Source organism: Psychrosphaera ytuae, from assembly GCF_017638545.1.
GTDB classification, from domain to species: domain Bacteria; phylum Pseudomonadota; class Gammaproteobacteria; order Enterobacterales; family Alteromonadaceae; genus Psychrosphaera; species Psychrosphaera ytuae.
The window spans coordinates 2,372,377-2,392,843 of record NZ_CP072110.1; the positions used below are offsets into that span (position 1 = coordinate 2,372,377).

18 protein-coding genes and 1 pseudogene are annotated in these 20,467 nt (G+C 42.9%); all 19 read left to right on the forward strand.

Annotation, left to right across the window (positions count from 1 at the left end):
* Nucleotides 1–6 precede the first annotated feature (6 nt).
* Nucleotides 7–510 carry a hypothetical protein gene (locus J1N51_RS10585; RefSeq protein WP_208831147.1) on the forward strand — a complete coding sequence of 168 codons (504 nt, stop codon included), beginning with the start codon at nt 7–9 and terminating at the stop codon, nt 508–510.
* A 103-nt stretch (nt 511–613) separates the two neighbouring features.
* Nucleotides 614–1,174: a type II secretion system protein gene (locus J1N51_RS10590; protein WP_208831150.1), complete on the forward strand. Its 561-nt coding sequence runs from the start codon at nt 614–616 to the stop codon at nt 1,172–1,174.
* Between the two features lie 16 nt (nt 1,175–1,190).
* Nucleotides 1,191–1,703: a prepilin-type N-terminal cleavage/methylation domain-containing protein gene (locus J1N51_RS14785; protein ID WP_208831152.1), complete on the forward strand. Its 513-nt coding sequence runs from the start codon at nt 1,191–1,193 to the stop codon at nt 1,701–1,703.
* Between the two features lie 37 nt (nt 1,704–1,740).
* Nucleotides 1,741–1,797: pseudogene (locus J1N51_RS14860) on the forward strand (pilus assembly FimT family protein); the annotation flags it as partial.
* A gap of 123 nt (nt 1,798–1,920) precedes the next feature.
* Complete coding sequence (locus tag J1N51_RS14735) at nt 1,921–2,253, forward strand: hypothetical protein (protein ID WP_232842787.1); 333 nt, start codon at nt 1,921–1,923, stop codon at nt 2,251–2,253.
* Nucleotides 2,240–2,821 (forward strand): type IV pilus modification PilV family protein, encoded by a 582-nt coding sequence (locus tag J1N51_RS10605; protein ID WP_208831156.1) that lies wholly within the window; start codon nt 2,240–2,242, stop codon nt 2,819–2,821. Before J1N51_RS14735 ends, J1N51_RS10605 begins: the two co-directional genes overlap by 14 nt.
* Nucleotides 2,821–3,627 (forward strand): PilW family protein, encoded by an 807-nt coding sequence (locus tag J1N51_RS10610; RefSeq protein ID WP_208831158.1) that lies wholly within the window; start codon nt 2,821–2,823, stop codon nt 3,625–3,627. Before J1N51_RS10605 ends, J1N51_RS10610 begins: the two co-directional genes overlap by 1 nt.
* Entirely contained in the window at nt 3,617–4,087 is a 471-nt protein-coding gene (locus J1N51_RS10615) for a type II secretory pathway component (RefSeq protein ID WP_208831160.1), read from the forward strand. The genes J1N51_RS10610 and J1N51_RS10615 overlap by 11 nt, the downstream gene beginning before the upstream one ends.
* Nucleotides 4,088–4,090: 3 nt before the next feature.
* Nucleotides 4,091–10,531, forward strand: a complete 6,441-nt coding sequence (locus tag J1N51_RS14880; protein ID WP_208831162.1) for a LamG domain-containing protein — start codon at nt 4,091–4,093, stop codon at nt 10,529–10,531.
* Nucleotides 10,532–10,683: 152 nt separating this feature from the next.
* Nucleotides 10,684–11,727, forward strand: a complete 1,044-nt coding sequence (locus J1N51_RS10625; RefSeq protein ID WP_208831164.1) for a rod shape-determining protein — start codon at nt 10,684–10,686, stop codon at nt 11,725–11,727.
* A gap of 92 nt (nt 11,728–11,819) precedes the next feature.
* Nucleotides 11,820–12,677: a rod shape-determining protein MreC gene (gene mreC / locus J1N51_RS10630; RefSeq protein WP_208831166.1), complete on the forward strand. Its 858-nt coding sequence runs from the start codon at nt 11,820–11,822 to the stop codon at nt 12,675–12,677.
* A complete protein-coding gene (mreD, locus tag J1N51_RS10635) occupies nt 12,670–13,158 on the forward strand; it encodes a rod shape-determining protein MreD (RefSeq protein ID WP_208831168.1) in 489 nt (162 codons plus the stop codon). The genes mreC and mreD overlap by 8 nt, the downstream gene beginning before the upstream one ends.
* A gap of 7 nt (nt 13,159–13,165) precedes the next feature.
* Nucleotides 13,166–13,735 (forward strand): Maf family protein, encoded by a 570-nt coding sequence (locus J1N51_RS10640; RefSeq protein ID WP_208831171.1) that lies wholly within the window; start codon nt 13,166–13,168, stop codon nt 13,733–13,735.
* Complete coding sequence (gene rng / locus J1N51_RS10645) at nt 13,732–15,204, forward strand: ribonuclease G (RefSeq protein ID WP_208831173.1); 1,473 nt, start codon at nt 13,732–13,734, stop codon at nt 15,202–15,204. Before J1N51_RS10640 ends, rng begins: the two co-directional genes overlap by 4 nt.
* 38 nt (nt 15,205–15,242) lie before the next feature.
* Nucleotides 15,243–15,713 carry a tRNA (adenosine(37)-N6)-threonylcarbamoyltransferase complex ATPase subunit type 1 TsaE gene (gene tsaE / locus J1N51_RS10650; protein ID WP_208831182.1) on the forward strand — a complete coding sequence of 157 codons (471 nt, stop codon included), beginning with the start codon at nt 15,243–15,245 and terminating at the stop codon, nt 15,711–15,713.
* A gap of 36 nt (nt 15,714–15,749) precedes the next feature.
* Nucleotides 15,750–17,057 (forward strand): N-acetylmuramoyl-L-alanine amidase, encoded by a 1,308-nt coding sequence (locus J1N51_RS10655; RefSeq protein WP_208833403.1) that lies wholly within the window; start codon nt 15,750–15,752, stop codon nt 17,055–17,057.
* Nucleotides 17,058–17,064: 7 nt separating this feature from the next.
* Entirely contained in the window at nt 17,065–19,107 is a 2,043-nt protein-coding gene (mutL, locus tag J1N51_RS10660; RefSeq protein ID WP_208831184.1) for a DNA mismatch repair endonuclease MutL, read from the forward strand.
* A 21-nt stretch (nt 19,108–19,128) separates the two neighbouring features.
* On the forward strand, nt 19,129–20,058 hold the full coding sequence (gene miaA / locus J1N51_RS10665) for a tRNA (adenosine(37)-N6)-dimethylallyltransferase MiaA (RefSeq protein ID WP_208831186.1): 930 nt from the start codon (nt 19,129–19,131) through the stop codon (nt 20,056–20,058).
* A gap of 79 nt (nt 20,059–20,137) precedes the next feature.
* On the forward strand, nt 20,138–20,386 hold the full coding sequence (hfq, locus tag J1N51_RS10670; protein ID WP_208831188.1) for an RNA chaperone Hfq: 249 nt from the start codon (nt 20,138–20,140) through the stop codon (nt 20,384–20,386).
* Nucleotides 20,387–20,467: the final 81 nt, after the last annotated feature.

Here is a 20,467-nt window from a genome sequence, read left to right on the forward strand (position 1 = left end):
CGACAGATGAAGCACTCTGCGGTGGAAGAGCAGGAGGCGCTCACTGAACACTGGTTCTTTAGAGTCTTGGTTGCCGGTGTTGTTTTAGCTTTAATATTTTTTGTTGGTAGTCGCTCATTAAATGATGTGGTGGAAGGTGTTGGTGAGTACAAGGCTCAGCTGATGACGGACCGCTTTGCTAAATCCGTAAGCCACATACACCAGGAGTGGGACCGAAATGGCAAGCCAAGTAGGTTAAGACTGGACTACTACGAATCGCAAACTAATCCAAAGGATGTATGGATTTGGTTAAATAAACAGGGATGGCCTTTAACCGTTGATGAGGAAAACCCTGAGTTAAATTGTCGTCAGTTATGGGTATACTTCGCTGAAACTAATACAAAAACAAACGAATTAGTAACAATCAGTGTGGTAAGCGATGAGCGCTATTGTGTGTACACTTGGAAAAATCAAGATGGAGCACAAAAAAGCTTTAAATATGATTCACTTGTGGGCAGGTTTGAGCAATAAGCTAAATTTTGCTGATTGCGGGTCGATATTTAGAGATATTTATTTTAAAAATCAGTGTTTTTTATATAGACTGAATTTACATGTTGATTGAGGTACAAAAAAAATGAAAAAACAACAGGGCTTTACCCTAATCGAGTTAGTAATAGTAGTGATTATCTTAGGCTTTCTAGGTGCTGCTGCTGTTCCGAGATTATTAGATGTTACTGATGATGCACGTGATGCATCTGTTGAAGGGGTTGCAGGAGGCTTTGCAAGTGCGGTTGGCCTTGTTCGCGCTGAGTGGGAATTAGCAGGTCGTCCTGCTGGTAATACTAACATTGACTATGATGGTATCGCATTAGACGTGACTGATAGCGGTTACCCAGCAGGTAATGGCAATGAAAGTCAAGCTAGCGATATGGATGCACAGGCGTGTCAGTTTGTTTTTCAAAGTATGTTCCAGTCTGCACCAACTACGATTTTAGCGGGCGCAGCTAATTACGATGGCGAACGTTATGTTGTTCGTTTTTCGACAGGCAGTGAATGCCAGTTTGTATTAGCTGAAGGTATTGAATCAGGTAATACTGTTCCTGCGAACTATGTTAATGATGCTGCTACCACGGCGAACCGTCAAGGCTTTGAATACAATGCCGACTCGGGTCAAATTACCGTATTCAAGAATTAATTTTTAGGAGTCTGTTATGACAAATAATTTCAAACGCCAGCAAGGTTTCACATTGATCGAACTGATCATTGTAATCGTGATTTTAGGTATCTTAGCGGCTACGGCATCACCTAAATTCCTTAACTTACAAGGTGATGCAAAAGCGTCAACCGTTCAAGGTTTGGCTGCCTCGTTAAAGAGTGCATCAAACATTGTTTACTCAAAAGCGTTAGTTCAGGGTAAAGCAAGTGCCCAGACAGCTTCGACTACCAACCCAACGCTAAATGTAGTTTATGGTTATCCACAAGCTACGACTGCTGATATCAGTGCGATTTTAGAAATTTCAGTGCGTGATGCTGATCCTTCTGACCCTGCAGGTGTTGAATGGGAAATCGCAGGTAACGGTACTAACCAAGTTCGTATCTATCCTGCCGGTGACTACGACGGTGGTTCTGCAGCATTTAACAATGATGACAACTGTTACGTTCGTTACAATGAGGCTACTGCAACAACACCAGCGACGGTACAAATCTTAACTGACGAATGCTAAGCGCAACGTTGTAAGAAAGTAGTAAAGGTGACAACGATTGTTCAATTTAAACCAACCCCAACGGGGATTCACCCTGGTAGAACTGATCGTTGTCATTCTTTTGATAGCTATACTCGGTATAACTGTCCTTCCCAAACTTCAGGGTACTAACGAGTACCAATTAGTTTCTCAACGAGACCAATTCATTTCTTTATTACGCACGGTCCAAATGCGGGCAATGCAAAATACTCAAGACGACAGCACCACTTGCCATCGGATCCGTTTTTTAAATGGGGCTTCGGGTCTTTCTGCACAAAACCCAACGACGGGTCAATGTGATCCTGGTCTTATTAATTTACCAAGCGGTTCTAATAGTGATTTTTTGATCATCGACGAAATTGCTACTTACTCAGTGATAAATGGTCAGGGTGGTTCGATTAGCTTCATTGATTTTGATAGCTGGGGAAGACCGATTGCAAACAATGGAACCTGCGTTCGTCGTTGTGAAATTACTATAGAAACATACAAGGTATGCGTTCAGTCTGAGGGTTATATCCATGCGTGCTCGTAAGGATTATGGCCACTTTCAATCTCAGCGAGGATTCACTTTGGTTGAGATGGTTGTAGGTATAACTGCGCTTTCGGTAGCCCTGTTATTGCTAACAGGGGTGTTAGTACCTCAGGCCGAGCGAAGCACAGACCCTTGGTTTCAAGTTCGTTCTGCAGAGTTAGCGCAATCGCTAATGAATGAAATCAATGCAAGAAGCTTCGATGAAAATTCGTCGCGTACTGGCGGTCAGACTCGTTGTAACGAAAGTAGTGGCCCAGCCTGCACGAATATTCCAACCACTTGTCCTACAAATACCTCAGCATCCAAATCCTGGGTAGAAGAAAATAGTCGTGATCTTTATGATGACGTTGATGACTTTCATTGTTTTGAAGCGTCGGGTGATACTATTACGAATATAGAAGACCAGGCCCTTATAAATGTGTACAAAGAGTTTTCTGTATCAGTGAGAGTTGTCTATGCAGGGTCTGACTTGGGCTTAAGTAATCAACTTGCAAAGCGTATCACTGTGAGTGTCACACCTCCGCGCGGATCGATTGTTAACTATACAACGTATAGGACAAACTATTGATGAATATCAAAAAGCAGATTGGTTTTACTCTGATAGAGTTAGTTGCAGTCATTGTCATCTTGGGCGTTTTGGCTATAGCCACATCTAAGTTTATCGTGTTTGGTACCGAGATTTATATTCAGGCAACCGATCGGCAACATGTATTAAGTAAAAGTCGATTTTTAGTCGAGCGAATTACACGAGAGTTAAGAGAATCCATTCCAGGAAGCATTCAACCAAATTCCAGCGGCAGTTGCATACGTTTTATTCCAATAAAAGGCTCGGGTGCTTATCGCACAGATTCTGCGGCCGTCACTCCACCATTTGCACCTAAATCGGGTACCCAGCTTGATGTTGTAAGCTGGAACGGCAGCTATAGTCCAGGTGACTTTATATATATTTATGCGGCTAATTTTAATGCCGTATATGCACCAAGCCAGTCTTTCGCGGTTATTGATAGTATAAGCGGTTCGGGGCCTGAATATCGATTTACGTTAAATACGTCGAGTACGTTTGCGGCAGAATCTCCCAATAAGCGTTATTACACAGGTAATAAGGTAATTATTTATTGTATATACAATGGTAATGCCTATCGGTATGTCAGAAATGCGATTAACAGTTTTTATCCGCCACCCATCTTTATTGCTAATCTTGGCGTATTAATGTCAGAGGGTGTGACCAATGATTTGGCAACTGAGCCACCGTTTAGGTTCCAAGAGGGCGCGCTATATCGAAACTCTGTAGTGAATTTATATTTAGAGTTTAACGCTAACCAAAACGAAAATATGTTTTTTAACCAAGAGGTGCACATTCCAAATGTCCCTTGAACGCTCATGCACTTATCGTAAAAAACAACAGGGAAGTAGTCTTATTATCGCAGTGTTTATCATTGTCGTTTTTGCGATTTTGAGTTTGAGCATAACGCGCACTATATCGTCCAGTACGGATCAAAATGTAAATGAGATTTTAGGAACAAGAGCATTGTTAGCCGCAGATACAGGAACGGAAGTGGTATTACAGCAACTATTTCCACTGAATACTAATACTCATACCTGTAATGCAAAGCGGCATCTATACTTTAACACTGAAGGCCTCGAAAATTGCTCTGTCGTAGTTCAGTGCCAAGAAACCAATGTTGGCAACAATGATTATTTTGAAATTGTCAGCACGGGTATATGTAAAGCGGGTTTGTCAGGTAGTTCGTCATCGCCATCTGCAGCAGATGAGCGCTGTTTATCACTAGAGATGTGTGTTAGCCGTACAATAGAAGTTGAAGCGAGGAAGTAAGCCGTGCCTGTTGTTTCAAAAATAAAACCGTTAACCCTTACAGTATCTAGTTTGTTGTTTGCTTCTTTACCCGCTGTAGCCGGTGAGGGCTTGGAAAACGCACAAGTAACGGGTGTTCAGTTTGAATACAATGATACAACGTGGGCAGCAAAAAATTTAATAGACTTAGATACGCGTTCGCGGTGGCTTAGTCGACAACAAACCAACGATATCAATTTCTTATTAGATTCAACAGGGGACCCAGCTTGTTTTGCGGGTTTTACCCTACAAAACAGTCGGCAGACGACTCGCAATATTAAAGAGTTTGCATTACTTGCAACCTCCGACGACAGTTTGGCAAACAACTTTGGAACTGTTGGCTGGCAGCCTATTGCAGCCAATGAAAACCCCACTGATCTGTTAAATTATTTAAGCTGGGCACAAGGTGCGAGGCTGATTAACTTCAGTTACGAGCACAATGCTAATCAATGGGCCGCTGAGCACATCAATGATGGTGACACTAGCTCTCGGTGGTTGTCTCGTTACGGTGGAAACGTATTAGAGTTTAATGTTGATGCAGACTGGGATAACAACGCCGGCGATCCTATCAACATAGCTGAGTTTGAGTTTTTAAACTACGGTAATGACGACCGTTCTGTCAGAGAATTCCAGGTTGAATACACACCTAATGGAATTGATTGGTTCAGGATAGAAACACCTGGTTCGCAAATAGGTGATCCTGGGTATATTTTCTCAAGAACTTACGACGGTGGTTCTCTGGACTTTGTGGACAGTGCCTTTAATGCGACAACTTGGTCTGGCAATAATATCAATGACGGCGACCAAAATACCCGTTGGTTGAGTCGCAAAGGCAATAACTTTTTAGAATTCAGCTTTGATCCAGACAAAGATGGGATATCGGGTAAAGACGGTGACGTAAATGATCTATTTAGTGTCAATCAGATCCGTCTTCGAAATTATGGCAATGCCGATGACCGCTCAGTGCGATTATTCCAAGTTGCATACAAAACGCCAACGATAACCTCATGGCGTAAAATAAATGTTCCTGGCGCGGTAATCGGTGAGCCTGATTACAACTTTGCGCTGTGGTTTCATGGTGCTCGGTTAAGTGAGGTCAGTGATCAATTAAATACGACAAGTTGGGGCGCTGACAACATTCACGACGGAGACCAAAATACTCGTTGGCTTGCTGGTGATTTTAGTAGCCGCATTGGCTTTCAGTTTGACCCTGAAGAAAATGGCGTTTTTGCCGAAACGTCTGATTTATTCACTTTTGAGCGTTTTCAAATCATAAACTACGGTGCTGATGACCGTTCAATTGATGAGTTTCAGGTTGAGGTAACCACAGCTACAAATCCAACGTGGACACCAATAAATGTTCCGGGCGCAGCCATTGGCGATGCTAATTTTAATTTCGCTTTGGTTAACAATGGAGCTCGGTTAGTCGCAATTGACAGTGAGTACAACAATAGTAATTGGTCAGCAGCAAACTTACACGACGGTAGCCAAAAGTCGCGCTGGTTGAGTCTTAAAAACAATAACACCTTGGAGTTCGCGTTTGATCTTAACCGGGATAACAGTGTCGGTGGGGTTGACGATGAATTCAGTTTTGATTCGTTTTATATTCAAAACTACGGCAATGATGACCGCTCTATTTATGAATTCCAAATTCAAGTTAAAACCGCTGATAATAACAATTGGCGAGCAATCCGCCGCCCAGGCGCAGTCGTCGGCGACCCTAATTTTAACTTTGCTCTGCAAGCGAATGGCGGTGTATTAACTCAATTTGACTCTCAAGTTAATACGACTCAGTGGGCTGCTGAGAATCTGCACGATGGTGACTTTACTACTCGTTGGCTCAGCAACAAGATGGCTAACACCATTGATTTTGGTTTTGATGTCGATGGTGACGGCAGTTTATCGGGTGCCAATGATAGTTTTGAGTTAAGAAGAATATTTTTACAAAACTATGGCAACGATGATCGTTCGGTAAAAGAGTTTCAGATTTATGTCCAAACCTTAGCGGATAGTAACTGGCAGCGCATAGAAGTTCCTGGAAGTGGTGCTGGTATGCCAAACTATAACTTTTCTCTAGCTGGCCACGGTGGCACTTTGGTCGCTATAGATTCCGAATTAAACAATACTAGTTGGGCTGCTAAAAACGCACATGACGGTGATTTTGGAACGCGCTGGTTAAGCCGTAATCAAGTAAACACTTTAGAGTTTAGTTTTGATACTAATTACGATGGTAATACAGGCGATACGATTAACCTTGATACGATTCGTTTAGTCAATTATGGCAATGACGATCGCTCAGTCGCAACGTTTGAGGTGGAATACCTTAATAGCCTGGGACTTTGGATCCCTATTACCCAAACAGACGGCACGCCTGTTTTTACCGCTAATATTGGTTTTGCGGAACAGACGTGGGTGATTGATGAGTTAACGGATGTTAACGGAATTCGATTTAAAACTTTAACTAATCACGGTGACCCCACTTACACTGGACTGTCCGAAATTTCTTTTTCAGGCAAAACGGTTGGACCCAGCTCAACATTTACCGCACAGATGTCTGGTGCCGGTGAATACTTCGAATTAGATCCGAATAATTACCCGACAGGGGTAACTGCGGTTCGGTTTGAGACTTTGACTAACTATGGCGACCGCTCTTATGCCGGTATTCGAGAGCTCAAGTTGCTCGGTCCATCAACGATTGAAACAACGATCTTCACGGCTCAAATGAATGGCAATGGTGAAACCTTTACGTTAGACAGTGATGACATTCCGCAGCGAGTAACTGGCGTACGTTTGAATACCATCAGTAATCACGGGGACCCGAGCTATATTGGTGCGAGAGAGTTTAAACTGTTTGGAGACGCGGTTAATGAGACTACTATTTTTAGAGCCGCGATGACGAGCGCGATACAGCGTTTTGAACTCGACTCTAACGATGTGGTTGATAATGTAACAGGCGTGAGATTAGTGACCATCAGTAACCACGGTGATCCTAGTTACATAGGTGCGACGGAGTTTGAGGTGTTGGGCCCGTCAATCACTGAGACCAAAACATTTGTCGGTCAAATGACGGCCTCAGAGCAAACGTTTACGTTAGACACAGAAGACATTCCGTCAGATGTAACCGAGTTTCAATTAATAACCATTAATAACTATGGCGATCCAAGTTATATCGGTATGCGCGAGTTTGAGGTGTTAGGAAATGGTGTGACGGCAAATTATACCTTTGCCTTGCCACAGTCCACAGGACCTCACCGAATCGTACTTGATAGTGACGATCGTATTTCAGGAGCAGTTGGTGTTCGCTTAAAGACGATTAACAACCACGGTGATCCTTCCTATATTGGCCTGCGAGAATTTAAGCTGTTTGGTGATGCTGAAATTCCTAATAGTCCGACCCCAGGTGCAAAATACAAAGATTATATTTTTAAAGGCAGCAACACTGCCGCGTTGCAGACGTTTGAGTTTGATTCGCTAAATGCAAAATATTTGCGTTTGCACACAATGACAAATTTTGATTATCAAGCTTATATTGAAGCTGCCGAGGTTGGGTTGGCAGTTGGTAACTGTGCTACAGGTCAGTGGCATTTAGATGAGTTGAGTTGGGCAGGAACCCCTGACGAAGTGTTAGACAGTTCGAGCTCACAATTGCACGGTAAAGCATTTGGATTTGGCAATGGTGACGGTGCTAATACCAATGCTACCGATCCGGCAATTCCTGGGTCTCCAGGGACTTGTCGCTATGGTAGCTTTGATGGCGTCGATGACTATGTAGAAATACCTGATAGCGAAGGGCTGGACAATACACCTCAGATAACACTGTCGGCGTGGTTCAAAGCTGATACCTTGAACCAGACAAATGGAACCAATGCTCGAGGTTTACTATCGAAGCGACCGTCTTTTTCCAACAATGTTTCGTACGGTATTTTCTTCCTGCGAAATGGCGGAAATGAGCTGTATATAGATATTGATAGAACCAACAATCGCTTCAAAACTAATACAAAATTTAATACCGGGCAGTGGTATCACTTAGCCGTGGTTTTTGATGGAACTTTACCGCGTGATGAGCGAGTTGCAGTTTACGTTAATGGCGTACTAGACGGTAAATTTAGAGAAGATAGCACGTTTATTCCGGATACGGTTTCTAACTTTTATATCGGTAATCTTTATACAGGCTTAGGCGAACTCAAAGTCTTTGATGGTGCAATTGATGAAGTTAATGTTTTGCCATTTGCGTATAGCCAATCGCAAGTTAATAAACTGATGAATCAAACGAGACCGTGTGATGCCCAAGTGGACCATATTCGTATAGAACACTCTGGGTCCGGTGTGTCTTGCGCAGATCATTCAGTGACATTGACGGCATGTGCCAATGCAGACTGCAGTGCAATTTACACAGGTTCGGACATTAGCTTTACGCTGCAAAAAAATACTGGAGGGACCATTTCTGACATCAACACCTATGTGATTGATGGGACGACGGGTCAGTTAAGTGGCGCAAGCTTTACGGATGCAAATGTCGGGACTTTTGCATTCACAGGTACGTCAGCTGAGGTGGCTACAGTGAAGTGTTTGAATACGTCGACAGGACAAGAAAACTGTGACTATAACATTGGCTCAAGTGGCTTCATTGTTACAGCTGGTAATAATAATGTGACTCAATCCTGTGCTGCTAATAGCTTTACTATTCAGGCTGTACAAGCGTCTAATGATCCAACTTCAGGAGCATGTGTGCCGGCATATGCGGCAGGTGATTATCCGCTTAACTTCAACTTTAATTACATTGACCCCAATAGTTCAGCTGTCATTAACACTGCGAACGCGAATATTGAGGGCATTGATCATACAGCTGGGCAAACGGGCAACAATCAAAATGTTACTTTTGATGGTAATGCGCAAGCCGTTATTGATGTGGACTATCGTGAGGCGGGTCTGATCTCAATTGTTGTTAATGACGCCAATGGAGTCTTAACCAGCACGACTGCACAACTTGGTTTTGTACCGTCTCAGTTAACTGCAAGCTGGGCTGACGGTGATGCGAATAATATCGCGGGAATCACCGAACAAGTTGTCATCGCAGGTCAATGCAGCGACGGTACGGTACTTCAAAACTATCGTCCTTCTGGTGACTATCAAGTTCAGGCTGCACGTGTTGCACCTACAGATGCAGAGATAGTGAACGCCAATCCAGGAGTTACACCTAACGATCTGGAGACTCTGACGGTTGCCAATAACACACAAATAAATCCAAATGGGAACAGTGAGAATGTCAACGTTGTAGGGTCACCAAACCCACAGGTGCTTAACGTCGATTACGATGAAGCTGCGAGTATACAACTGAGCTTTACGGACAATAATTACTTAGGGCAGTCCATTTCTACCGCTTCACCACTTTCTGGAAGTTTTGGTATAAGTCACTACACAGCTTCGTTAAATACACCGGCTCTTGGTGCAACTTGCGGTGCTGCCAGTTATGTTGGGCAAGATATCAATTGGGCGACTAACCCAGAAGTTACATTAACAGCCAAAAACGCAATTGACGGAACCATTGAGTTTTCTGATATCAATGGATATTGGCCATTTGATTTGAGTGCTATGACGACTGAGTTTGTCGGTAATAGTTATACCGAGTCAACATCAAACGTGAACAACAGCGTCGGTATTAATAACGACACTATGACAGCGTTAGAGCTTAATACAACAAACGTAGATGGTCAGAGACGTTATCAGGTTTCTAATCAGCTGGTCAGATACAATAAGTCGGCAACACCTGATGTACCGTTTGACGCTAATTTAGACCTTCAGATCAATGCCTCTGCATTTTTAGATGTTAATGGGGTTGGAATAAAGACAAATGCGGCTGATCCGGTGTATTTACCGGTGCAGTTCTTGTCTATAACTGGAACTGAACTTCGTTACGGCAGATTAAAAACCGAAAGTACCTATGGCTCTGAACTGGAAAGTTTACCATGGCGTGCACAAATTCAGGTCTATCAATCATCAGGTGAATGGCGCCATAACAGTGATGATAATTGTTCTACCTTGACTGAAAATGCAGTGACGATTGATGGCATCAATCGATTTGATGTCGAAACCAATCCACCGAGATATACCCTAGATATAAGTAATGCCCAGACATTTTTAGAGAGCTTTTCGGGAGTCACAGAGGTGACATCAAACAGTGGTTTTATAACCCTGCCATTTGCTAGCCCAGGCGACAAGAACATTGGTAGTCTTAACATCAACGTCGATTTAACTAGCGAATTACCGTTTTTGCGTTGGGATTGGAATGATAATGCCTCAGGCGTATTCAACGATTCAGATGGTGATGGGATTGACGATTCATTAGATCTAACTACGCCTCAAACGACAATAACATTCGGTCGTTATCGAGGTAATGAAAGGATTATTTACAAACGGGAACGTTAGCGCTGCTGTATTTCTAAATTTTATTACACAAATATGTCATTTAATGAGAGAAATTTAGATTAGTTTGCGCTACGCTCTTGCTCAGCTATAGGCCGTTAGGTAAAGTTAACGGTTATCACGTTGAAGAAGTTTTCAAAGGAATTTAGAGCGCCATGTTTAAGAATCTGCGCGGTATGTTTTCAAACGATTTGTCGATCGACCTAGGAACGGCAAATACTCTCATCTATGTAAAAGAACAGGGTATCGTACTTAACGAGCCTTCTGTTGTTGCAATTCGTCAAGAACGTGCAGGCGGCCCAAAAAGCGTTGCCTCAGTTGGTGGCGAAGCAAAACGCATGCTAGGTCGTACTCCAGGTAACATCAAAGCAATTCGCCCAATGAAAGACGGTGTAATTGCGGATTTCTACGTAACTGAAAAAATGTTACAGCACTTCATCAAACAAGTTCACAGCAACAACTTTTTGCGTCCAAGTCCTCGTGTTTTGGTTTGTGTGCCTTGTGGTGCGACACAAGTAGAGCAACGAGCAATTCGTGAGTCGGCTTTAGGTGCAGGCGCGCGTGAAGTATTTTTGATTGAAGAGCCAATGGCAGCGGCAATCGGTGCAGGTTTACCTGTATCAGAAGCAACGGGCTCAATGGTTGTTGACATCGGTGGTGGTACAACAGAAGTTGCTATCATTTCACTAAATGGTGTGGTGTATTCATCTTCAGTACGAATCGGTGGTGACCGCTTTGACGAAGCTATTATCAATTACGTTCGTCGTAACTTTGGTAGCTTAATTGGTGAAGCAACCGCAGAGCGTATTAAGCAAGAAATTGGTTTTGCTTACCCATCACAAGATGTAAAAGAGTTAGAAGTTCGTGGCCGTAACTTAGCTGAAGGTGTGCCTCGCTCATTTACGCTAAACTCAAACGAGATCCTAGAAGCGCTTCAAGAGCCGTTATCAGGTATCGTAAGTGCGGTAATGGTCGCACTTGAGCAATCTCCACCAGAACTGGCATCGGATATTTCTGAGCGCGGTATGGTATTAACAGGTGGTGGTGCCTTGTTACGTGATTTAGACCGTTTGTTGATGGAAGAAACAGGTATCCCAGTTATCATCGCTGATGATCCGCTTACGTGTGTTGCTCGTGGTGGTGGTAAAGCGCTTGAAATGATAGACGTTCACGGTGGTGACGTTTTCAGCTACGAGTAACCGATTGCCATAGCTGGCATCGTTTCAAATAATATAAAATAAACGGCAGTTTCGACTGCCGTTTTGCTAATAAAATTCCAATTAGGTAGCGTATGAATCCGATTTTTGGCTCAGGCCCAGCATTATCTTTGCGATTTGCAATTGTGTTTGTACTTAGCCTTGTTGCTATGACGGTGGATGTCTACACCGAAAGCTCTCGACAGATTAGAAGTACCCTGACTAGTATTGTTGCACCTATTCAATATCTTGCTGATTTACCACAAGAAGTATTTGAGGCGACAGCAAAATACGGGGCGAGTAAACAACGTTTACTTGATGAAAATGAACGCCTGCAAAAGGTACAGTTAGAGCAGAGCGAAAAACTACAAAAGTATAATATGCTGGTGGCGGAAAACGCTCGACTCAGAGCGTTACTCGACACCAATATTCGAGTTGATGCGAAAAAAGCCATCGCCGAAATAATGTCTGTTGCAAGTCACCCTTACTCACACAATGTGGTCATCGATAAAGGAACCTCGGACGATGTCTTTGAGGGGCAACCGGTACTTGATCACGAAGGTGTTGTAGGACAGGTTGTATCTGCTGGTAATAATACCGCGCGTGTTATTCTATTAACCGATCAAACCCACGCGGTTCCAATTCGAGTCCTACGCAATGACATTACAGGGATTTTAAGTGGAACGGGGGATATCAATTTAATGACGTTAAACAATGTCCCGCACGATACGGATATTAAAATTGGCGATCAGCTCATCACCTCAGGCTTAGGTGGTGTTTTTCCTGATGGTTATCCGGTAGCAACAGTCGTCAACGTAAAGGCTGATTTGAGCAAACCTTTCTTAGATATTTTAGCGACACCTGCGGCACAAGTTAATCGCCTCAAACACGTCTTGTTATTGTGGCCACGACCAGGTCAAGCTGATGTTAACAAAGGAGTGATTAATGACTAAGTTGTTTCGTTCGTCATGGTGGTTTATCGGTATTACCATCTTAATTGCACTCATTCTTAGCATTATGCCTTTGCCCTTAGAAATCAAAGCGTTTAGACCTAATTGGCTTGCGCTAGTACTGATTTATTGGACATTAGCGTTACCGCACAAGGTGAATATTGGTACCGCCTGGTTATTGGGCTTTATCTTAGACATATTACTTGGGACGGTTTTAGGGGTGCACGCACTGGCCATGGCGTTGGTTATTTACGTGACCGCAAGTAACTTCCAAAAGTTGAGAAACTTTTCTATTTGGCAACAGTCGGCTATTTTGTTTGTATTTCTTGTCTTGTATCACTTCGTTATTTTTTGGGCGAATAAATTCTTGATACAAGTAAGTTTTTCAATTGAATATTTATATCCCGCGCTAACGAGCAGCATTTTTTGGCTGTGGTTGTTTCCTGTTTTAAGGGGTTATCGCCGTCGCTTTAGAATTCGATGAGGTCAATATGAAAATTATTCTGGCTAGTCAGTCACCTAGAAGAAAAGAACTACTTGGCCACATAGTGGCTCACTTTGAGCAACAAAGTGCAGACATCGATGAATCGGTTCTTCCAGACGAGTCGCCACAAGCATATGTTGAGCGATTGGCTCAACAAAAAGCGGCTGCCATATTTAATAAAATTGTCAGTCCACAAAACACAGTCGTCATCGGCTCAGATACAACCGTAGTTAAAGATGGTCGAATTATGGGTAAGCCAGAAGACTTAGCGGACTGTCAGTCTATGCTAATGTCATTGTCCGGTACGACTCATCAAGTGTTGACTGCTTTTAGTGTGATAACAAAAGCAAAAACGGTGACAAAAACTGTCATTACTGACGTCGAATTTGTCACCTTAAATGAATCAAAAATTAACAAATACTGGCAAACTAATGAGCCTCAAGACAAAGCCGGGGCTTATGCAATACAAGGGATTGGTGGCAAATTTGTTAAGTCGATAAATGGCAGTGTCAGTGCTGTTGTAGGTTTGCCAATGGCAGAGTTAGAAGCCGTATTAGAGGAGTTAGACGTATTATGAGTGTAGAGTTGCTAATAAATGTAACACCAAGTGAAACCCGTGTTGCAGCCGTAGAAAATGGCATGTTGCAAGAACTACACGTTGAACGTCAAAGTGCCAATGGTATTGTTGGTAATATCTACCTTGGTAAGGTCAGTCGTGTTTTGCCTGGGATGCAAGCCGCATTTGTCGACATAGGCATGGAAAAAGCCGCATTTTTACATGCCTCAGATATCATTACTTACGATGATGAAAAGGACCAGATAACTTCTAATAGTAACACCGCACGTGATATCAAAGAGTTGGTGCGCGAGGGACAAAAAATAATCGTACAAGTTGTAAAGGACCCATTGGGTACTAAAGGTGCCCGTCTTACTACAGATATCACATTACCATCTCGTTATTTGGTGTTCATGCCAGATGCGAAACACGTAGGAATTTCACAGCGAATCGAGAACGACAAAGAGCGTCACCGTTTGAAAAGTATCGTAGAAGCTCACTATGAAGAAGGTGAAGGCGGTTATATTGTTCGTACGGCAGCAGAGGGCGCAGGTGAGGAAGAGCTGGCTCAAGATGCGGTGTTTTTAAAACGCTTGTGGCAAAAAATCATCAAGCGCAAAAAGAAGACTCGAAACCAAGCCGTTTTATATGAAGATCTTAATTTAGCGTTCAGAACAATCCGCGATTTTGTTTCTGATGAACTAGAGCGTGTCCGAATTGACTCCAAGCTTATGTATGGTGAGCTCATCGCTTTTACCGAAGAGTTTATGCCGGAAATGACCAGTAAACTAGAATACTATCCAGGTGAGCGTCCTATTTTTGATTTGTTTGATGTTGAGGCAGAAATCAAACGTGCGCTCGACAAAAAAGTCGAGCTTAAATCCGGTGGTTATTTAGTCATAGATCAAACAGAAGCGATGACAACCATTGATGTTAATACCGGGGCATTTGTTGGGCATCGCAGCTTAGAAGATACAATTTTTAATACCAATAGTGAGGCAACTCAAGCTATTGCTCGCCAATTGCGATTGCGAAACTTAGGTGGGATCATCATTATCGACTTTATCGATATGGACAGCAGTGATCACCAACGTCGAGTATTGCATAGCCTTGAATTAGCGCTTGCCAAAGACAAAGCGAAAACCAAAATTAACGGGTTTTCGACCTTGGGCTTGGTGGAAATGACTCGTAAGCGTACCCGAGAGAGTTTAGAACACGTACTGTGCGGAACTTGCCCGGCGTGTAACGGCCGTGGGTATATCAAAACGGTTGAAACGATTTGTGCAGAATTACTAAGAGAAATCGTTCGAGTAAACCGAGCTTACAATGCTGATAAATTCGTTGTTTATGCGTCTCCAGCTGTAGCTGAGTCGCTAATAAACGATGAATATCATAACCTTGCTGAGTTAGAAGTGTTTATTGGTAAACAGATTAAAGTTAAAACCGAACCCATGTATAATCAGGACCAGTTTGACGTTGTAATGATGTAGCCAAAGTGGCATCTAAATTTGATAGGTACTTTATACAAATGAATACTTCTGATGTGATCCGTTTAGAAGATGAGACCGAAACGGTCCGTATGGGCGGTGTGATTGCTAAACACATTGGGTTAGGCACAACCATTTTTATGCACGGTGACTTAGGAGCCGGCAAAACGACGATGAGTCGAGGTATCATTCAGGGATTCGGCCATCAAGGGCGAGTAAAAAGCCCAACTTATACTCTAGTTGAGCCATACGAGTTAGATATGTGTTCGGTATATCACTTTGACTTATATCGATTAGCCGACCCAGAAGAGCTCGAATTTATGGGCTTTAGAGATTATTTTAATGACAAGGCGGTATGTCTAATTGAATGGCCAGAAAAAGGTCAGGACTTTTTACCGCAAGCGGATTTAGAGTTGTATTTGACATATGCTGACGAACAGCGTGAAATAAGGTTTAAAGCTAACTCTGAGCAAGGCTCAGAAGCAGTAACTAAAATAATAAAAAGTTTTTAAAAAACTTAGGTGATCGTGGTGCTAAAACACATTTCTATGACAATCAGCGCATTGCTCATTGCAGTTTTCATCTGCATTCAGCCAGCTATTGCTGCAGATACTGTGACCGATGTCCGGATTTGGCCATCTCCTGATTCAACCCGTGTTGTTTTGGATATGTCAGGCAGTGCCAAATACAGTTACTTCACCTTAAAAAATCCAGAGCGTTTGGTTATTGACCTACAAGACACCAAGTTAAGCAAAAACCTAAACAAGCTCGACATTGACAGTAAGCTTCTCAAAAAAGTGCGCAAGAGTACGCCAAAGAAAAAAGGCGATGTGCGTTTAGTTTTAGATTTAACCAAATCCATCAAGCCTGTTATTTTTGATTTGCCGCCGGCAGGGCCTTATGGCGATCGCCTAGTCATTGATTTAATTGATACCAAAACCAAAGTTGCAAAGTCTGAGAAAAAAGTTGGTTCAAACCGCGACGTTGTTATTGCAATTGATGCTGGACACGGTGGCGAAGACCCTGGCTCTATAGGGCCAAGTGGAAAATACGAAAAGCACATTACACTGAGTGTCGCCAAAAAAATTGCTGCCCTGATCAATAAACAAAAAGGCATGAAAGCGTTTTTGACCCGCACAGGTGATTACAGTATGGACCTTCATGCTCGTACCCGAGCAGCTGATAGAGCCGGTGCGGATTTGTTTATTTCGGTTCACGCAGATGCATTTACCTCTCCTGGCCCAAGCGGTGCGTCTGTTTGGCTACAGAGTACCACTCGTGCTACTACAGAAGTGGGTCGAATATTCGAGGACCAAGAGCGTCAATCTGAAGTACTTGCAGGTGTGGCTCAGTCAATTCAAGAAGCCGGAGCGAGTAACGATCAATATTTGAAATATGCGTTTATCGATATGCGGATGGAGCATTCTCGCGATCAAGGCTATTACGTTGCGAAAGAGGTTTTGTCAGAACTACAGCATATTACCAAGCTTCATCAGCATAAGCCGCAATCAATGAGTTTAGGTGTATTGAAGTCACCAAATTACCCGTCTATTTTGGTTGAGACTGGTTTTATTTCGAATCCAAAAGAAGAAAAGCTACTAACCAACGCATGGCAACAGAACCGTTTGGCAAAGTCGATTGTTCAAGCCGTCAAAAAGTATTTTGACCGTTACCCTCCTGATGGCACCTATTATGCGATGAAAAAGAAGAGCACTATTAAACATCGTGTTCGCCGAGGTGAATCTTTATCGTTAGTTGCTCAGAATTACAATGTCAGTATTTCTTCAATAAAAACGGCCAACAATCTGAAATCCGATACGATTCGTGTCGGTCAGCTTTTGTCGATTCCTCAGTAGTATTATTATGACGATTCAAATATTACCACCGCAACTGGCCAACCAAATTGCGGCAGGCGAAGTAGTGGAACGTCCGTCCTCAGTAGTCAAAGAACTCGTTGAAAACGCTTTGGATGCTGGCGCTACTAAAATCGAGATAGACATAGAGCGTGGCGGACACAAAAAAATCTTGATAAAAGATGATGGTAAAGGCATTCCCAAAGATCAACTCGCTTTGGCTTTGTCTCGTCATGCAACTAGCAAAATTGCTAATATTGAAGACCTTGAGGCGATTGTCTCATTGGGATTTCGCGGTGAAGCTTTAGCGTCGATTAGCTCAGTGTCTCGGCTGACAATTACCTCCAAACCCAAAACACAAAATGAAGCTTGGTCCGCCATTGCTGAAGGGCTAGATATGGCGGTTGATGTAAAACCCGCAGCACACCCAAACGGCACTTCGGTCGAGGTAATAGACTTATTTTTTAACACCCCTGCTCGCCGCAAATTCTTACGTGCTGAAAAGACTGAATTTAGCCATATCGAAACGCTTATCCGTCGAATTGCAATGAGCCGACCAGAAATTACTTTTGTGCTCAAACACAATGGTAAAACAGTCAAACGATATCGCAGTCAATGCCACTTAGATGATGCAATTTCAGTGCAATCAGGCAGAATTTCAGAAGTTATAAGCAGCGGCTTTTTGGAGATGACGAGTGTTCGGTCGGTGCAATATGACCAAATAAATATCTCTGTGTGGGCTTGTCGCCCTGACATGTGTAAATCCGTCAACCCGGCACAGTATGCGTTTGTTAACGGCAGAATGATGCGAGATAAACTCATCCAGCATGCGATTCGCCAAGCATACGCCAACAGCTTGCACGCTGAACAACAGCCTGAGTATGTGTTATTTATTGAGCTACCCGCGGATGAAGTGGATGTAAACGTTCATCCGGCCAAACACGAAGTGAGATTCCATCACGCTCGGTTGTTACACGACCTCATAGTGACTGCATTTCAAGACTGCATCCAGGATTTTAGTCGAGCCTCGATGCTGGAGGAGCCAGTTCCTATAGATAGCGATAAGGATTTCCAAGCTGTAAGTGATCAATCAACACAACCAGAAGTGCAAAGGTCATCAGAGTACGTCGGTCAAGTTCAAACAGAATCACAAAAACAGGTGAAGCCAGACTGGTTAGTGACACCACAAAATTACCAAACCGCAGTTAACGAAACTCAAATAGAGCGTTCAGCTCTTGTCGCAAAAGAGAGGTCAACACCATCTCCCATGAGTTCGACAACCAGTTTTCCAGGTTTGAAGCCGAAGTCTACGGGCACTGAATACCAGAATAGATCTTCATTGACTCAATTACAGTTAGACGAATGCACTATAGGAACTGAAATACAGTCTAATGATAAAAACTTGTCAAAATTAGGCTCGGTAGGTCACCTAGAGCGTACGCCACAGAGTGTTTCTTCTATCCAATCGGATATTTCCAAGGACACTTTGCAAGTTTTAAGTGTTGAAGGTGACGCAGTGTTGTTTTGGTTTGAACAACAAGTATGGGCCAGCAGAGTAAGTAGACTATTAAGTTGGTCAAATGACACCAAAGACGACGTTGGTCAACAACCCCTAAGTTCCTTGAGCGTTGAACAAAAAGAGCCAGCTCCTTTATTGGTACCAATCCGAATTAGGCTTGAGCCAGAAGAGCTAAGCAACCTTAAACAAATCGATTCACTGCTTGAGGGGATCGGTTTTGGTTTCAAACAACACAATAACTTTTTGATCATAAAGCAAGTGCCGAGTTTTATTCGAAGTAAAAATAACAATCATGCGTTACCCGAGTTTTTTGCTGAGTTGCTGAGATTGATGGTGAAAAAACATCCCAGCGAACTTATTTCGGAACAGCAAATTGTAGAGCTTTTGGTCAAGCCCGCTACTGGCGTAAATGATTTAGAGAAAATTATTCAAGAGTTGCGTATACTTACCTCAACCGATTCACACCGCTCTCGATTGAAGCAGCTGGCTAAACCACTTGAAGGAAGGCAGCTGTTACAATGGCTGGCGCTATAATAAGGCGAGTACCTCACGTTAATGAGTCAACCAAATAACAAAACTGTGATCTCAATTATGGGACCCACAGCCTCTGGCAAAACGGATTTAGCTATGCAATTGTCAGATTTAATTAATGGTGACTTGATTAGTGTCGATTCAGCCCTTATATATCGCGACATGGATATTGGTACTGCAAAGCCAACAGAAGCGGAGCTAAAACAATATCCTCATCAACTTATAAGCTTTCTTGATCCATCCGAAGTATACTCCGCTGCCGACTTTAGACGTGATGCAATTGCGGCTATAGAGCGAAGTTTCCAATTAGGGAAAACCCCTATTTTGGTCGGTGGAACAATGATGTACTTTAAAAGCCTGGTTGAAGGTATTTCTCAGTTACCAGAAGCTGACCCAAAGATTCGTGCAGAGATTGAGACCCTCGCGAATCAGCACGGTTGGCAGTATGTACATGAAAAATTGGCCGAAGTTGATCCTGATTCAGCAAATCGTATCCACCCGAATGATCCACAAAGGATAAATAGGGCGTACGAGATTTACCTGATTTCGGGTAAGACAATGACCCAATTAATGTCTGAGGAAAAGCAGCCGATACCATATGACATAAAGCAGTTTGCTTTTATGTGTGAAGACAAATCGGTGCTTCATGAACGCATCGAGCAACGGTTCCACATTATGCTGGAACAGGGGTTTGAACAAGAAGTCAAACGCCTACACGCTCGTGGCGACTTACATATGGATTTACCCGCGATTCGTTCAGTTGGATATCGCCAAATGTGGCAATATTTAGAAGGCGAATTAGATAGGGACGAAATGATTTTTAGGGGCGTCGTGGCAACTAGGCAACTGGCTAAACGACAATTAACTTGGCTTCGCAGTTGGAAGCAGGTTACGTACCTAGAAATAGGAAAAACAAAAGAAAACTTGCAACGAATTTTAAACTCGCTAAGCTAATCTTAAGCTAATGTAGTTAATCGGCTAATTTGCAAGACAATTATAAAAATAACACTAATAAAGAGAAGGAACACAGACAATGGCTAAGGGGCAGTCTTTACAAGACCCGTTTTTGAATGCATTACGTCGTGAGCGCATTCCCGTTTCGATTTATTTAGTGAACGGTATCAAATTACAAGGCCAAGTAGAGTCATTTGATCAGTTTGTCATTTTGCTGAAAAACACACTAAGTCAAATGGTTTACAAGCACGCAATTTCTACAATTGTTCCAGCCAGACCGTTCCAAACGAATCCGCACTATGCAGGTAATAACGACGACTCAGAATAATCGTAAAGATTTCTGTTTAATCGAAGTTTGCATAACAACGGTATAACGCAAAGGGAATACGATTGTCGTATTCCTTTTTGC

Coding starts and splice junctions, on each gene's coding strand:
- J1N51_RS10625 (WP_208831164.1), top strand. CDS start 10,684: ATGTTTAAGAATCTGCGCGGTATGTTTTCAAACGATTTGTCGATCGAC.
- mutL (WP_208831184.1), top strand. CDS start 17,065: ATGACGATTCAAATATTACCACCGCAACTGGCCAACCAAATTGCGGCA.
- J1N51_RS10605 (WP_208831156.1), top strand. CDS start 2,240: ATGCGTGCTCGTAAGGATTATGGCCACTTTCAATCTCAGCGAGGATTC.
- J1N51_RS14785 (WP_208831152.1), top strand. CDS start 1,191: ATGACAAATAATTTCAAACGCCAGCAAGGTTTCACATTGATCGAACTG.
- J1N51_RS10590 (WP_208831150.1), top strand. CDS start 614: ATGAAAAAACAACAGGGCTTTACCCTAATCGAGTTAGTAATAGTAGTG.
- J1N51_RS10585 (WP_208831147.1), top strand. CDS start 7: ATGAAGCACTCTGCGGTGGAAGAGCAGGAGGCGCTCACTGAACACTGG.
- J1N51_RS10655 (WP_208833403.1), top strand. CDS start 15,750: ATGACAATCAGCGCATTGCTCATTGCAGTTTTCATCTGCATTCAGCCA.
- hfq (WP_208831188.1), top strand. CDS start 20,138: ATGGCTAAGGGGCAGTCTTTACAAGACCCGTTTTTGAATGCATTACGT.
- rng (WP_208831173.1), top strand. CDS start 13,732: ATGAGTGTAGAGTTGCTAATAAATGTAACACCAAGTGAAACCCGTGTT.
- tsaE (WP_208831182.1), top strand. CDS start 15,243: ATGAATACTTCTGATGTGATCCGTTTAGAAGATGAGACCGAAACGGTC.
- J1N51_RS10640 (WP_208831171.1), top strand. CDS start 13,166: ATGAAAATTATTCTGGCTAGTCAGTCACCTAGAAGAAAAGAACTACTT.
- J1N51_RS14735 (WP_232842787.1), top strand. CDS start 1,921: ATGCAAAATACTCAAGACGACAGCACCACTTGCCATCGGATCCGTTTT.
- mreC (WP_208831166.1), top strand. CDS start 11,820: ATGAATCCGATTTTTGGCTCAGGCCCAGCATTATCTTTGCGATTTGCA.
- mreD (WP_208831168.1), top strand. CDS start 12,670: ATGACTAAGTTGTTTCGTTCGTCATGGTGGTTTATCGGTATTACCATC.
- J1N51_RS10610 (WP_208831158.1), top strand. CDS start 2,821: ATGAATATCAAAAAGCAGATTGGTTTTACTCTGATAGAGTTAGTTGCA.
- miaA (WP_208831186.1), top strand. CDS start 19,129: ATGAGTCAACCAAATAACAAAACTGTGATCTCAATTATGGGACCCACA.
- J1N51_RS10615 (WP_208831160.1), top strand. CDS start 3,617: ATGTCCCTTGAACGCTCATGCACTTATCGTAAAAAACAACAGGGAAGT.